Consider the following 14,035-nt stretch of genomic DNA (forward strand, 5'->3'; position numbering starts at 1 on the left):
ATCGAGGTAAGTCAGTGCGGGTATGAACTGGAAGCGCGCTACCCCCTGATTTGTCATTCCAGCAAAGGCAGCAATCCAGTTCTGAACACCCGTGTCGCAGGCGCTGATATGAGGTGTTTTTGGTGTTCTTGCAAAAATCAGGCCACCTTCGGCGCACGTGCCCGATTCCTGCTTTCGCAGGAACGACGAAGTGGCAGGGCGGGTAACAAAGTACGTTTCAAGGACGATGCAATGAGCGATCAACCCCTCCAGCCCCGGCTGGAACTGCGCGGTGCCAGCAAGGCCTTTGGCGAAGTCCAGGCCCTGCTCAATGGCTGCCTCTCGCTCTACCCGGGCGAGGTCCATGCCTTGCTGGGCGAGAACGGCGCGGGCAAGTCCACGCTGGTGAAAATCCTGGCCGGCGTCCACAAGCCCGACACCGGCACGCTGGTGATTGATGGCCGGCAACGCCACTTCACGCGGCCGTCAGACGCGCTGGAGGCCGGCATTGCGGTGATCTATCAGGAACCCACGCTGTTTGCCGATCTCTCGATTGCCGAGAACATCTACATGGGCCGCCAGCCGCTTGATCGCCTGGGGCGTATCCGCTACGACGAGATGAACCGCTGGACGCAGGAAATGCTGCAGTCTTTGGGTGTATCGCTCAAAGCCACGCAGCTGGTGCGCGGTTTGTCGATTGCTGATCAGCAAGTGGTCGAGATCGCCAAGGCGCTTTCGCTCAACGCCAATGTGCTGATCATGGATGAACCGACCGCCGCGCTGTCACGCCCGGAAGTAGAGCGCCTGTTCAGCATTGCCGAGCGCCTGCGCGCCGCCAATGTCGCCATCCTGTTTATTACGCACCGGCTGGAAGAAGTGTTCCGCCTGACCCAGCGCGTCACCATCATGCGCGACGGCGCGGCGGTGCATTTCGCCATGACGGCCGAGATGGATCACGACAGCATTGTCGCCCGCATGGTGGGGCGTGATCTCTCTACCTATTACCCCAAGGCCGATGTCACGCCGGGCGAGGTCGGTTTGTCGGTGCGGCGGCTGTCGCGTACCGGCGTGTTCCGCGATATCTCGTTTGACGTGCGTAAAGGCGAGATCGTCGCGCTGTCCGGCCTTGTCGGCGCGGGCCGCAGCGAAGTCGCCCGCGCTATTTTCGGGGTTGATCCGGTTGATAGCGGCGAGGTCCACGTCATGGGCCAGAAGCTCAAGCTGGGCAAGCCCGCTACCGCAGTGCGCGCCGGCGTGGCGCTGGTGCCGGAGGACCGCCGCCAGCAAGGCCTGGCGCTGGATATGCCGATTGCGCGCAATACCTCGCTCACCGTGCTGGGCAAGCTGGTGCGCTTCGGGCTGATCTCGGGCAAGGCCGAGCGTGATCTGGCCACGGAATGGGGCAGCAAACTCAAGCTCAAGGCCCACACTGTCGACGCCCCGGCCGGCACGCTCTCTGGCGGTAACCAGCAAAAGGTGGTGCTGGGCAAATGGCTGGCCACGCATCCGCGCGTGCTGATCATCGACGAACCCACGCGCGGGATCGACGTCGGCGCCAAGGCAGAGGTCTACCAGACCATGGCCGACCTGGTGAAAGAGGGCATGGCCGTGCTGATGATCTCCAGCGAACTGCCCGAAGTGCTGGGCATGGCTGACCGTGTGCTGGTGATGCACGAAGGCCGTATCACGGCGGATATCCCGCGTGATCAGGCCAACGAAGAACGCATCATGGCCGCCGCGCTGGGCCAGACTGATCCCGCCTCCAGGAAAGCAGCATGAGTACCGCATTCATGAACCAACACACACAAAGCCTGGCGCCTGGCGCGGCCAACTCCCCCACGCCGGAGCGTCAGCGCTGGTTCCTGGTGCTGGCCCGTAACCGGGAAAGCACGCTGCTGGTGGTTTTGCTGCTGCTGATCATCGGCACCGGCATGGCAGAACCGGCGTTCCTCTCCTGGCACAACGCGCGCGATGTGCTGCTGAACGTGGCGATCACCGCCATCCTGACCGCCGGCATGACGGTGGTGATGCTGATGCGGCATATCGATCTGTCGGTCAGTTCCACGCTGGGGGTGACGGCGTATGCGGTCGGCAGCCTTTTCATTGCCATGCCCGGTTTGCCGGTGCCGCTGGCGATTGTCGCCGGGGTGCTGATTGGTCTTGCCGCCGGTGGCGTGAACGGCGCGCTGGTGACGTTTGGCCGGGTGCCCTCGCTGGTGGCCACGCTCTCTACGCTCTACATCTTCCGGGGCATTGATTACGCCTGGGTGCACGGCGGCCAGATCAACGCCACCAGCCTGCCGGATGCGTTCTCGCACATTGCCACCGGCAACGTGCTGGGCCTGCCCATTCTGGTGATCATCGCCGCCGTGGTGCTGGCGGGCGTCGGGTACTACCTCAAATTTTTCCGCGGTGGCCGCGAGTTCTACGCCATTGGCTCTAACCCGGAAGCCGCCACGCTGGCCGGCATCCGCGTCAATCGCCGCGTGTTTGTGGGCTTTTTGCTCTCTGGCGCACTGGCCGGGCTGGCCGGCGTGCTGTGGCTGGCGCGCTTTGGCACGGTGGATGCCAGCACCGGCAAGGGCATCGAGTTGCAAGTCGTCGCCGCGGCGGTGGTCGGCAGCGTGGCCATTACCGGCGGCGTCGGCAATGTCTGGGGCGCCACGCTGGGGGCTTTGCTGCTGGGCGTGATCAATATCTCGCTGGTGGTGCTGCGCGTGTCGTCCTTCTGGCAACTGGCCATCCAGGGCGCGCTGATTGTGCTGGCGATTGTCAGTGACACGCTGTTGTCACGGCGCATTGCCAAGTGGTCGATGAAGAAGCGGGAACTGGGTTGAGGAGTGAGGAGTGGTGTCACTGCTTGCCGGGTTCACCCCAACGACCCACCCGCTCGTCATTCCTGCGCAGGCAGGAATCCAGAACGCCCGCCTTCCTCGCCCGATGACCAGCGCCTGCGGCGCAACCGGTTTACAGCCGGAATCCGCAATGACGCATTGAAGATGTTGCAGCAGCAAACGATCAACCGGTTTTTTTGAAGCACGGCAAAAAAAGGAAACACCCATGGACACACCCCGAAAACTGAATCTGCGCTTCTCATGGGAAGCCATGCTCTGCGTCGTGCTGGTCATGTCGCTGGGGCTGGGGCGCGGTTTGTCTGGCGAGTTCCTTGGCGCGGCCAATATGTCCAACCTGCTGGCGGACTTCACCGAAATCGCCCTCATGGCCTTGCCGATGACGCTGATCATTGTCGCGGCAGAGATCGACCTCTCTGTGGCCTCGGTCATGGGCATGTCCAGCGCCTTGATGGGCGTGCTCTGGCACATGGGCCTGCCCATGCCGCTGGTGGTCGTCCTGGTGCTGGCAGCCGGGGTGCTGGCGGGCTTGTTCAACGGTCTGGTGATTGTGCGGCTGGGCTTGCCCTCGCTGGCCATCACCATCGGCACGCTGGCCATGTTTCGCGGTTTTTCTTACCTGCTGCTGGGCGATCAGGCCATCGCAGACTTCCCGGCCAACTGGACCACTTTTGGCATCAGCACGGTGGGCGACAGCTTTTTGCCGCAACCCTTCATCCTGGTGATCCTTGCCGCTATCGGTTTTACCGTGCTGCTGCAATCCACGGCGTTTGGCCGCAGCCTGTACGCCATTGGCAGCAACCAGACCGCCGCGCATTTCTCTGGCGTGGATGTCGCCCGCACCAAGATCAAGCTCTTTGTCTTGTCCGGCTTCATGAGCGCGCTGGCCGGGATCATCTACACGCTGCGTTTCTCCAGCGCCCGGGGGGATAACGGCGAGGGGTTTGAACTGTCTGTCGTCGCTGCGGTGCTGTTTGGCGGGGTGAGCATTTTTGGCGGCAAGGGCTCGCTGGTGGGCGTGTTGTTGTCGCTGCTGATTATCGGCGTGCTGAAGAACGCGCTGACCTTGTATGACGTGTCCAGCGAGGTACTGACGATTGTGACCGGCTTGCTGCTGCTGTCGTCTGTGCTGGTGCCGAATATTGCAGAGCGGCTGCGGGCCGCGCGGATCAAACGCGTTATGGCAGCGAAGGCTGTCGCTGCACGGTAGGCAAATTCATGACGAAATCCCGGTCCACAAGACCGGCTTAAGCGGTACCCAAAAACCACGGTCAAACCACCGACCAGATACACACACGAGGAGTCGACTCATGCACAGAAACATCAAGTTACTGGCCATGCCGGTACTGCTTGCGGCGCTGCTGTCTGCCACAGCAATGGGCGCGGGGATCAAGAAAGATTTGAAGATCGCGTTCCTGCCCAAACAGATCAACAACCCGTATGAAGTGATCGCTGACAACGGCGGCCTTGAGGCGATCAAGGAAATGGGCGGCGTGGGCAAGGTGGTCGGCCCGTCGGATGCTGGCGCGTCGTCGCAGGTGTCGTACATCAACACGCTGATCACGCAAAAGCAGAACGCCATCGTGATCGCCGCCAATGATGCCAATGCCGTGGTGCCATACCTGAAGAAGGCGCAGGCGCAAGGCATCAAGGTGGTGACGTTTGACTCGGATACCGCACCGGAAGGCCGTGCGCTGTTCATCAACCAGGCTGACAGCGAATCCATTGGCCGTGGCCAGATCCAGTTGTTGTCCAAACTGATTGGCGGCGAGGGCGAGTTTGCCATTCTGTCGGCCACGCCCAACGCCACCAACCAGAACACCTGGATCAAGTGGATGGAGGATGAACTGAAGAAGCCGGAATACGCCAAGATCAAACTGGTGAAGGTGGCCTATGGCAACGACGATGACCAGAAATCCTTCGTTGAAACCCAGGGTCTGCTGCAAGCGTATCCGAACCTGAAAGCCATCGTCGCCCCGACCACGGTGGGTATCTCTGCGGCAGCGCGTTATATCTCGACATCGCCCAAGAAAGGTACGTTTGTGGTGACCGGTCTGGGTACGCCTAACCAGATGCGTGCGTTCGTGAAGAACGGCACGGTCAAGGCCTTCCAGTTGTGGGATCCGGGCGCACTAGGTTACCTGGCGGCTTACGCTGCGGCTAACCTGGCTTCGGGCAACATCACCGGTAAAGAAGGCGAAACCTTTGAAGCCGGCAAACTGGGCAAGCGCACTGTGGGCAAGAGCGGCGAGGTGATCCTTGGACCACCGACCACGTTTGATGCTTCCAACATCGACAACTTCAATTTCTGATGACAGTTTGACGGCCTGACCCACCGGGCCGTTACGCGCCGGCATGATGCCACCTGGGCTGCATCATGCCGGTATCGTGGCGTCAGGCGCGCTGCGTAATGGTCACGGTTTTTTTCAGTTCTGGCGGTACTTGACCCAGCAATTCGCTCTTTACGCTCAGGAAATCCGCGTTCTGCGTCCATGCATACACGGTGATGCGGGTGCCGACGTCGGTGAAGTCGGACACCACGACATTGGGCGCGGGGTCGGTGAGGATGCGGTTGTCAGAGTCAATCAGCATGCGCAAGTGCTCAATCGCGTTGGTCACTTCTGTATGCGGCACCACCAGATGCGCTTCAATCCGGCGCGTGCCGTTGCTGCTGTAATTGGTAATGGCGTTGCTCCACAACTGGCTGTTGGGCACAAACATGCCCTGGCCGTCGGCCTTGTTGAGCCGTGTGTAAAACAGGCTGATTTCCTTGACGGTGCCGGCAATGGTGCCGGCGCCTTCGATATAGTCGCCCACCTTGAACGGCCGCAGCAGCAAGATCATGAAGCCGGCGGCGATATTCTGCAGCGTGCCTTGCAGCGCCAGACCAATCGCCAGACCGGCAGCGCCCAGTGCCGCCACAATGCTGGTGGTGCGCACGCCAAAGCGGTCCAGTGCGGCGGTGAGTGCCACAAGGCGCACGGTCCATTCAATAATGCTGGCCAGCACCGGGCGAATGGTGGCGTCGGCGCTGGTGCGGGCCAGAGAACGCATGACCATGGCGCTGATCCGGTTGGATAACCACCAGCCCACAATCAGGATGATGGCGGCAAAGACGATATCCACACCAAAGCTCAATGCGTGGGTGGTCAGCCAGTCCAGGGTGTATTGTGTGTGCGCAGGTGCGGATGCAGTCGCGGTCGCGATGGGCATGGGTTTCTCCTTGATGCCGTGTTGTAAAGGCGGCTTTGAACATCAGTACGACTGACCTTGCCTGGCGGTGTTCCGGCAAGTGTGCAAAATCCGGTTTTCGCTGACAGGGCGAACCGCAAAACAGAGAGCAGATACACACAATGAAAGTGGCTTTGTTTATCCCCTGTTTTATCGATGCCTTCTTCCCGGAAGTGGGCATTGCCACGCTGGAACTGCTGGAGAAAACCGGGTGCAGCGTGGTCTATCCGTTTGACCAGACCTGTTGCGGCCAGCCCATGGGCAACAGTGGTTGCGAGGCCGACGCACGTGGCGCGGAGGCCTTGTTTGTCAAAAACTTTGCCGATTACGACTACGTGGTCTCGCCCAGTGGCAGTTGCGTGCACCATGTGCGTGATCACTTCACCGCGGTAGAACAGGACGCCGCCACGCGCAAAGTGCGCGCTTCAACCTATGAACTGGTTGAGTTCCTGCACGATGTCCTCAAGATCACCGATTTTCCGTGGGCGGAGTTTCCGCACAAGGTCGGCCTGCACAATAGCTGCGGCACCTTGCGCCGGCTGGGCCACGCCAGCCCGAGCGAGCTCAATGTCGCCCCCTGGTCCAAACCGCTGGATTTGCTGCGCGGGGTCAAAGGGATCGAGTTCGTTACGCCCCAACGCCCGGATGAATGCTGCGGCTTTGGCGGGACTTTTTGCGTGACCGAAGAACCGGTCTCTGCCCGCATGGGTTATGACAAAGTGCGCGACCACGCCGGAGCAGGGGCCGAGTACATTGTCTCTGCCGACATGTCTTGCCTGATGCACCAGAAAGGCTGTGCCGAGCGGCTGGGTATGCCGCTGCGGTTCATCCACATTGCGCAAATCCTCAACGGGGCGCGGCACTGATCATGGCCAACGACATCTTCACCGACAAGAAAGTCGATCACGTCAAAGGCTCGCGCCAGTTCATTGCCGATGAACCGCACATTGCCTTTCACGACAAACGCCTGTGGACACTGCGCGACCTGCGCGACAAGGAAGCGCACGGCATCGCAGAGTGGGAGCAACTGCGCGAGCTGGCCTCTGCCATCAAAAGCCACACGCTGACGCACCTGGCCGATTACCTGGAAGAATTCGAGCGCAACGCCACCGCCAATGGCGTGACCGTGCACTGGGCCAAAGACGCGGCCGAGCATAACCGCATCGTGCATGAAATCCTCTCGGCGCGCGGCGTGGATACGCTGGTCAAATCCAAGTCCATGCTCACCGAAGAATGCAATATGCGCCCGTATCTGCAAGACCGCGGCATGACGGTGGTCGAGACCGATCTGGGCGAGCGCATCCAGCAGCTGGATGACGAACCGCCATCGCATATTGTCGTGCCCGCTGTGCACAAACTGGCCAAAGACGTGGCCGAGGTGTTTGCCGAGACCATTGGCACCGATCGCAGCAATGCCGACCCGCATTACCTGGCCGAAGGCATGCGCCAGGACACGCGGCCGTATTTCATCAAGGCCGGCGCAGGCATGACCGGCTGCAACTTTGCCGTGGCGGAAACCGGCACCGTGGTGACATGCACCAACGAAGGCAATGCCGATCTTTCCGGCAATGTGCCGCCGCTGTATATCGCCAGCATCGGCATTGAAAAACTGATCCCCAAAATGGAACACCTGGGCGTGTTCATCCGCATGCTCTCGCGCAGCGCGCTGGGCTCGCCAATCACGCAATACACCTCGCACTTCCGGGCCCCGCGCGCGGGCGGGGAATCTCACTTCATTCTGGTGGATAACGGCCGTAGCGAACGGCTGGCGATGGATGACTTCTGGTACTCGCTCAAATGCATCCGCTGCGGCGCGTGCATGAATACCTGCCCGGTGTACCGGCGCAGCGGCGGGCTAAGTTACGGCGGCGTTTACGCCGGGCCCATCGGCGCCATCATCAACCCCACGTTTGACCTGAAAAAATACAGTGCGCTGCCCTTTGCCAGCACGCTCAACGGCAGTTGCAGCAACGTCTGCCCGGTGAAGATCAACATCCACGAACAGATCTACAAATGGCGACAGATTGTGGTCGAACAGGGCCAGGTGTCGTTCGTGAAAAAAGAGAGCATGAAACTGGCCGGCAAAGTGCTGGCCGACCCCAAGCGCTACCGCGCCTGGAGCAGCGGCGCCGGCAAGGCCATGGCCAGCCTGCCCCGCGCCTTTCTGTACAACCCCTTCAACGCCTGGGGCAAACAGCGCGAACTCCCTGAACCGCCCGGACAGACGTTCCACCAGTGGTACGCCGCCAACCGCAAACCGGAGCAAGAAACATGAGCAGCCGCGACGAGATACTGAGCAGATTGCGTGGCGCAGGCCGGGTGCCGGAGGCGTTGCCCGATGTACCACTGTTTGATGAAAATCTGCCGCCCGCGCTGGATCAATTCAAAACCGCACTGGCCCGGATGGGCGGGCAATGGGTAGACGCGCCCGCTGACGGGCTGGATGCCTGGCTAGCCCAGCGCTTTGCCAATGCCAAAGTGATTTGCAGCGCGGTGCCGGAAACGGCCGGTACGCTGCAAGTGCACACCGTGACAGACCCGCGCTCGCTGGAAAACGTGGATGTCGGCATCGTGCGGGCGCGGTTTGCAGTGGCAGAGACCGGCTCGGTCTGGTTATCCGAGGCCGAATACGGGGTAAATGCGCTGGGGTATCTGGCGCAGCATCTGGTGGTGCTGCTGGACCCGGCCGTTATCTTGCCGAATCTGCATCATGCGTATCGGCAGGCAGCGTTTAGCCAGGCGCGGTATTGCGCGCTGGTGACGGGGCCTTCTGCGACGGCGGATATTGAGGGGGTGTTGATCAGGGGGGCGCAGGGGGTGCGGACGTTGACTGTGGTTGGGATGAGGGGGGATTTTTTGGGTGTTGGTGGTGGGGTGGCTTAGGGCGTGAGGTGGAGTTGGAGCGAGGTGACAATTCGCCTGTGTCTGGCTTGAAACCTTGAACTGGTGTTAGCGCCTGACGGCGCGGTGTTTTGGGTGTCGGGGGTTGCCCGACGGCAAGGTACTTTCTTTTGGGTCGCCAAAAGAAAGTACCCAAAGAAAAGGCGACCCCTGCGACTGCGCCCCTTCGGGGTTCCCTGTGCTTCTCGCAAGGCGCGGCTGGCTCCAGGGAACTCGGGCCAAAGCCCTCAAACACCCTTACGCCGAAACCCCGCGCCTTGCTGCGATGCTCGGCGCAGTCAAGGGGCTCAACGTCAACGTCAAAGGCAACTGCAACTGCAACTGCAACTGCAACTGCAACTGCAACTGCAACTGCAACTGCAACTGCAACTGCAACTGCAACTGCAACCGCGCAAATCAACGGCAACTTCAGAAGCAACCCCAAACCCGCAAACCCTCCGCACGCAAGAATGACGGGTTTAGTCCACCACTACGTCATTCCTGCGCAGGCAGGAATCCAGCCCGCAGCCCAGCGGGCTGCTTTCGGCGGACTACTACCAATGTCTCGCGTTGATCTTGTGGCACTTGCAAGCACCGCAGCTGGATTCCGGCCAAGGGGGGCCGCCGAGGTCCGGAATGACGAGTCCGTGGGGTGCGTGTCGAATTTGCCGTTGCCGTTGCCGTTGCTGTTGCCGTTGCTTTTTGGGGTTGCAGTTGCCTTTGACTTTCCTCCCCCATTAAAGCCAAGCGCCGAGGGCGTGGAGGGAGACCCCAGGCTCCCGACCAACCGAGGGAAGCCCGGAGGGCCGCAGGGCTGGGGTCGCCTTTCTTTGCCTACTTTCTTTGGCGAAGCAAAGAAAGTAGGGTGCTCCGGCCACCGCCGGTATCAAACGCTTTTAAAACCCGCGCCAAAGGCGCTAAACCTCCAGCATTCAACCCCGCGCAGCAAAACCCCCAATCACAACATCAAAATCATCAACTCTTCATCATAAAACGTCCCATCAACCAGAATCGCATCCGGCTCCCGCCCATACAGCTTGAAACCCAGCTTGGAATACAAATGCCGGGCCCGCGTGTTGTCTGACCGCACATTCAGCAGCACCTGCCGTACGCCACTCCACTCGCGGGCGGTGTTGATGGCGGCGTTCATCAGCGCCGTGGCGTAACCCTGGCCCCGGGCGGCGGCGTTGACGAATACGCCGACCAGAATCACTTTGTGCGCCAGTTTGCGGCGCGGGTCTTGCAACAGGCCGATGATGCCCACCAGTTCGTCGTCTTCAAACGCACCCAGCACCTGGTTATGGCCATCGGGGGCGAGGCGTTTTTCCAGTTCCAGCGGGGTGAGGGTGATGATTTCCTCTTCTACCGTCGGCATGAACGACGTGGGCGAATCCGCCAGCGCGGCAAGGCGCAGGGCGCGGTAGAGCTGGGCGTCGGCGGGGGTCAGACGGCGGATGTGCATCAGTGGTCCTGTATAAGCGATAGGCAATTGTGCCCTGGTCTTGCCTTAAAGGTACACACAGGACCACGCATTACGGGGTGGCAACGGCGCAAGCTGGCCGCCAGACGCACAGATCTGGTGCTGCAACATGAAAAAAGCCGGTCAGAAGACCGGCTTTGTCGGGGCAGGATCAGGGGGTGTTACCAGTTGTTGTCATCGCTGCCGATATCCAGCGCGCTGTCTGAAAAATCGCCGCCACCGCCGCTGTTGTCGTCCCAGCTATTGCCGTTGCCAAAATCAATGGACTGGTTTTGCAATTGCTGGTCAACATTGCCCGCGCTGGCGCCGTTCTCGTAGATATAGGTGTTGTTCTCCACGATCTCGGGCCGGCTACCCAGGCCGCCGTTGCGATGATCCAGCATTTCTTCAACCAGCATGCCTGCGGCAAAGCCACCGGCGGCGCCCATCAGACCGGCGCCAAGGCCGCTGCCGCCCTGGTTGACCACTACCGGGCCAGAGCCGACCGGCACGCCGTTGTTGTAGCCGCCCGGTACGCCGTAGGGCTGGGCCGGGCCGCCATTGCCGGTAAAGACCGCCGGTTCGCGGCGGCGGGTGGTCAGCCAGATCAGAATGCCAAAGCCGGCCACGACAAGGAGGATGATGCCGGTCCAGCCAAAGCCGCTGCTGCGTTCAGCCGGTGCCGGTTGCGGGGCGACGGCCTGGCTGGTCACGGCACGGCTGTTGCCCGCAGTGGTGGCGGGCTGGGCCGAGTTGAGCAACTGCGCTTCAAACTTGCGGAATTTCTCCGGGCTGGTGAAGTGGATTTGCGGGTCGATGGTTTTGGCTTTCAGGGCCTCGTTGGTCGCGTCGGCAAACTGGCCGTTGTGCGCCAGGATTTCAGCGTAGATGTAATGTGCCTTGGCGCTGTCAGGTTTGGCCGCAATGACTTCGGCCATCATGGTCTGGGCCTGCGCAAAGTTGCCCTGTTTAACCGCGGCTTGCACGTCTTGTTCGGTGGGCAGCGCAAACGCCAGGGTTGTGGCGACTGCAAAAATCAGACTTGCTATCCAGCGCATGGGTGTTTCTCCTTGTTCGGCATTCTTGCCAGTCCCGTTTCAAAGTGACGCCGTAGCGTCACGAGCCCGGGTTTTTCATCTGCAGTATGGGCGGGGGCGGCTTAAACAGGGCTTAATCAAACGGCATCACCATCGAGGGCTGTGTTGTGCTTCACTGGGCCGCTGCTCAGCCTGATTGCAATCGCCAGGCTATCCTGCACGTATTGCGCCTTGTCATCGCTCATGTCGGGGCGATGACTTTCTTTTTCGAGGTCCTGTCTTGACGTCTGTCGCTTTTGTACTGACCCGCTGGCGTAGCCCGGTGCTGTGGGCCTTGTTAAGCCTGTTTTTGCTGAGCCCGGCGTTGGCGGTGACCTTGCCGGGGTTGACCAAGCCGGCGGCTTCCCAGGCCAGCGCGGCGTCTGCCGTGGCCTTTGCGGCCTCGCTCGATACCGTGATCACCACGCTGGAAGATGACCAGCGCCGTACTGCGCTGGTGGCAGAACTGAAGCGGATGCGCACCGTGGCCAGCGCGGTGGCGCAAGACGCGCAAGCCCAGCAAAACGTGGGGCTGCTGGGGCAGGTCACTGGCCTGGCGCGCTGGATGGGTGTGCAGACCGACCTGATACTGACCAACCAGATTGCCTGGACCCAGTTATTGCGCAATGCCGCGTATGACTTCACGGTGCACGTGCAGGAAACCCCGGGTCAGGGCGCGCGCGTGGCGGTGGGGTTCCTGGGTGGGCTGGCGGTGTGGGCGATCACTGCGTTTGTCATCCGCGAAATCGCACTTCGCATTTTGCGCCGCTACGGCATGGGGCTGGATATGCCGGCCGACCCCAGTACATTTACCTTACTGGTCTACGCCGCGCGTACCATTGCGCCGTGGGCGCTGGGTCTGGTGCTGACGGTGTATTTCACCAGTGACTGGTCGCACTCGGTCGGCGGGGCGTTTGCGTTCTTGCTGGCCTGGTGCGTGCTTTGCGGCGCGGTGTTTGCCTCGCTGGCGCTGGCGTTGTTTTCCTTGTGTGCCAAAGGCCATCGGCGGCCGGCCGTGCGTGTGTTGTTGCACGGTTGTTCGCGTTGGCTGATCCTGTTTGGCGCCATGGCGGCGTTAAATGATGCGGCGGGCGATTACCGCACCCAGTTGGCCCTGGGCATGAATTTCTGTTTTCTGATCATCACCATCAGCCACCTGGTGAACGTGGTGTTGCTTGCTGCGTTTGCCATCCGTTTCCGCCGGCCCGTGGCGCATCTCATCCGCAATAATCCGTATCCGTTCCGGCAAAAATACAAAACCGTGAGCGAGATCCTGCAATTTGCATCAATGGTCTGGCAGTGGCCGGTGCTGATGATTGCGCTGGTGGCCGGCGTGGGAATCTGGGGCAGTGCGGGCCGCAACGGCGCACTGACGGATCAGGCCGTGCGCACGGTGGTGTGGCTGGTGATGGCGGCGTTTGTCAGCATGCTGATCCACCGGCGCTATCAGGCACGCTTGCGCCACCCGGGTTATGCCGCGCGGCGGTCGGCGTACGTGCGGCGCATGCTGCAGTTTTCGTTTCTGCTGCTCAATATCGTCAGCTGGTTTTTGTTCTTCGAGCTGATTTTGCATACCTGGCATCACTCTCTGGCCGATATTGCCAAACTCACCGTTGGCGGGCGGCGCATGGATCAGGTGTTCTTCAGCATTGCCACCACGCTCTTTGTCATGTGGCTGGTGTGGATTGTGCTGGACGCGATCATGGAAGAACGCATTGCCGGTAAAGGCGGCTACCGGCGTGGCGGAGAGCGGATTTCCAACCGCGCCCGCACCTTGCTGCCCTTGTTTCGCAATGCCCTGGTGGTGGTCATGCTGATCATTGCGGTGATCGTGTCGCTGGCCAACCTGGGGATCAACGTCAACCCGCTGCTGGCCGGCGCTGGCGTGATCGGTCTGGCCGTGGGTTTTGGTGCGCAGGCACTGGTGCAGGATCTGATTACCGGCGTGTTTATTCTGGTGGAAGACACCATCGCCGTGGGCGATACCATCGACGCGGGCGGCCATGTCGGCACGGTAGAAGGGCTGACCATCCGGACCGTGCGGATCCGCGACGTGCAAGGCGCCGTGCATTCAGTCCCGTTCAGTCAGATCAAGGTGATCAAGAACATGGGGCGGGATTTCTCGTTTGCCGTGTTTGATATCGGCGTGCCGTACGATGCGGACATCGACAAGGTCTTGCAGATCATGCGCGATACCGGCCACGAGATGAGCCATGACGTCTCCTGGCGGCATTTGCTGCTGGCGCCGCTGGAAGTACAGGGGCTGGAGCGTTTTGATGCCAGCGCCATCGTGGTGCGGGCGCGGTTCCGCACACGCCCGCTGCAGCAATGGGACGTCGCCCGCGCGTACAACCTGCGCCTGAAAAAGAACCTGGACAGTGCCGGCATCAGCATGCCGTTCCCGCAGATGGATATCCGCGTCAACGGCAAGCTGGATTTGCCAGACCGTGTGGAGCCTGCCACGCCGCTGAACGGGCCGCCCAAACCGGGGGCCTCGGGCGCATCGCCGGCCTGACGTACGCTGCTCATCAATGAAAAAACCGGAGCCCGCGCTCCGG

At 61.1% G+C, this 14,035-nt stretch carries 11 protein-coding genes; 8 read left to right on the top strand and 3 right to left on the bottom strand.

From position 1 onward, the window contains the following. Positions 1-231: 231 nt before the first annotated feature. From IEX57_RS02380 to rhaS, 4 genes are all read left to right on the top strand, one after another. Positions 232-1,758 (top strand): sugar ABC transporter ATP-binding protein, encoded by a 1,527-nt coding sequence (locus IEX57_RS02380; protein WP_188701937.1) that lies wholly within the window; start codon positions 232-234, stop codon positions 1,756-1,758. After that, positions 1,755-2,816: an ABC transporter permease gene (locus IEX57_RS02385; RefSeq protein ID WP_229708615.1), complete on the top strand. Its 1,062-nt coding sequence runs from the start codon at positions 1,755-1,757 to the stop codon at positions 2,814-2,816. Before IEX57_RS02380 ends, IEX57_RS02385 begins: the two co-directional genes overlap by 4 nt. A 223-nt stretch (positions 2,817-3,039) precedes the next feature. Beyond that, the gene (locus IEX57_RS02390; RefSeq protein WP_188701939.1) at positions 3,040-4,041 is read left to right on the top strand and encodes an ABC transporter permease; all 1,002 of its coding nucleotides are present in this window, start codon (positions 3,040-3,042) and stop codon (positions 4,039-4,041) included. Between the two features lie 100 nt (positions 4,042-4,141). Next, entirely contained in the window at positions 4,142-5,143 is a 1,002-nt protein-coding gene (rhaS, locus tag IEX57_RS02395; protein ID WP_188701941.1) for a rhamnose ABC transporter substrate-binding protein, read from the top strand. 82 nt (positions 5,144-5,225) lie between these two features. Here rhaS and IEX57_RS02400 read toward each other — a convergent pair whose 3' ends face one another. Beyond that, positions 5,226-6,044 carry a mechanosensitive ion channel family protein gene (locus IEX57_RS02400; RefSeq protein ID WP_188701944.1) on the bottom strand — a complete coding sequence of 273 codons (819 nt, stop codon included), beginning with the start codon at positions 6,042-6,044 and terminating at the stop codon, positions 5,226-5,228. A 140-nt stretch (positions 6,045-6,184) separates the two neighbouring features. Between IEX57_RS02400 and IEX57_RS02405 the strand changes: the two genes are divergently transcribed. The 3 genes from IEX57_RS02405 to IEX57_RS02415 are packed head-to-tail and all read left to right on the top strand — an operon-like array spanning position 6,185 to position 8,945. Then, positions 6,185-6,928, top strand: coding sequence for a (Fe-S)-binding protein (locus tag IEX57_RS02405; protein WP_188701946.1), 744 nt, complete (start codon positions 6,185-6,187; stop codon positions 6,926-6,928). Positions 6,929-6,930: 2 nt separating this feature from the next. Next, positions 6,931-8,337: a lactate utilization protein B gene (locus IEX57_RS02410; protein ID WP_188701947.1), complete on the top strand. Its 1,407-nt coding sequence runs from the start codon at positions 6,931-6,933 to the stop codon at positions 8,335-8,337. Next, the gene (locus tag IEX57_RS02415; protein WP_188701949.1) at positions 8,334-8,945 is read left to right on the top strand and encodes a LutC/YkgG family protein; all 612 of its coding nucleotides are present in this window, start codon (positions 8,334-8,336) and stop codon (positions 8,943-8,945) included. Before IEX57_RS02410 ends, IEX57_RS02415 begins: the two co-directional genes overlap by 4 nt. A gap of 955 nt (positions 8,946-9,900) precedes the next feature. Here IEX57_RS02415 and IEX57_RS02420 read toward each other — a convergent pair. Next, complete coding sequence (locus IEX57_RS02420; RefSeq protein ID WP_188701951.1) at positions 9,901-10,404, bottom strand: GNAT family N-acetyltransferase; 504 nt, start codon at positions 10,402-10,404, stop codon at positions 9,901-9,903. Between the two features lie 179 nt (positions 10,405-10,583). Then, positions 10,584-11,459 carry a tetratricopeptide repeat protein gene (locus IEX57_RS02425; protein WP_188701954.1) on the bottom strand — a complete coding sequence of 292 codons (876 nt, stop codon included), beginning with the start codon at positions 11,457-11,459 and terminating at the stop codon, positions 10,584-10,586. 259 nt (positions 11,460-11,718) lie between these two features. On the opposite strand from IEX57_RS02425, the gene IEX57_RS02430 reads away from it, so the two are divergent. Continuing rightward, positions 11,719-13,992: a mechanosensitive ion channel family protein gene (locus IEX57_RS02430; RefSeq protein WP_188701957.1), complete on the top strand. Its 2,274-nt coding sequence runs from the start codon at positions 11,719-11,721 to the stop codon at positions 13,990-13,992. The last annotated feature ends 43 nt before the right edge of the window (positions 13,993-14,035 follow it).

It is taken from the genome of Silvimonas iriomotensis (genome assembly GCF_014645535.1).
Lineage (GTDB): Bacteria > Pseudomonadota > Gammaproteobacteria > Burkholderiales > Chitinibacteraceae > Silvimonas > Silvimonas iriomotensis.

Bases quoted from the DNA above. Each gene is read 5' to 3' on its own strand.
- IEX57_RS02425 (WP_188701954.1), bottom strand. From the start codon at position 11,459: ATGCGCTGGATAGCAAGTCTGATTTTTGCAGTCGCCACAACCCTGGCG.
- IEX57_RS02415 (WP_188701949.1), top strand. From the start codon at position 8,334: ATGAGCAGCCGCGACGAGATACTGAGCAGATTGCGTGGCGCAGGCCGG.
- IEX57_RS02400 (WP_188701944.1), bottom strand. From the start codon at position 6,044: ATGCCCATCGCGACCGCGACTGCATCCGCACCTGCGCACACACAATAC.
- IEX57_RS02390 (WP_188701939.1), top strand. From the start codon at position 3,040: ATGGACACACCCCGAAAACTGAATCTGCGCTTCTCATGGGAAGCCATG.
- IEX57_RS02410 (WP_188701947.1), top strand. From the start codon at position 6,931: ATGGCCAACGACATCTTCACCGACAAGAAAGTCGATCACGTCAAAGGC.
- IEX57_RS02420 (WP_188701951.1), bottom strand. From the start codon at position 10,404: ATGCACATCCGCCGTCTGACCCCCGCCGACGCCCAGCTCTACCGCGCC.
- IEX57_RS02380 (WP_188701937.1), top strand. From the start codon at position 232: ATGAGCGATCAACCCCTCCAGCCCCGGCTGGAACTGCGCGGTGCCAGC.
- rhaS (WP_188701941.1), top strand. From the start codon at position 4,142: ATGCACAGAAACATCAAGTTACTGGCCATGCCGGTACTGCTTGCGGCG.
- IEX57_RS02405 (WP_188701946.1), top strand. From the start codon at position 6,185: ATGAAAGTGGCTTTGTTTATCCCCTGTTTTATCGATGCCTTCTTCCCG.
- IEX57_RS02385 (WP_229708615.1), top strand. From the start codon at position 1,755: ATGAGTACCGCATTCATGAACCAACACACACAAAGCCTGGCGCCTGGC.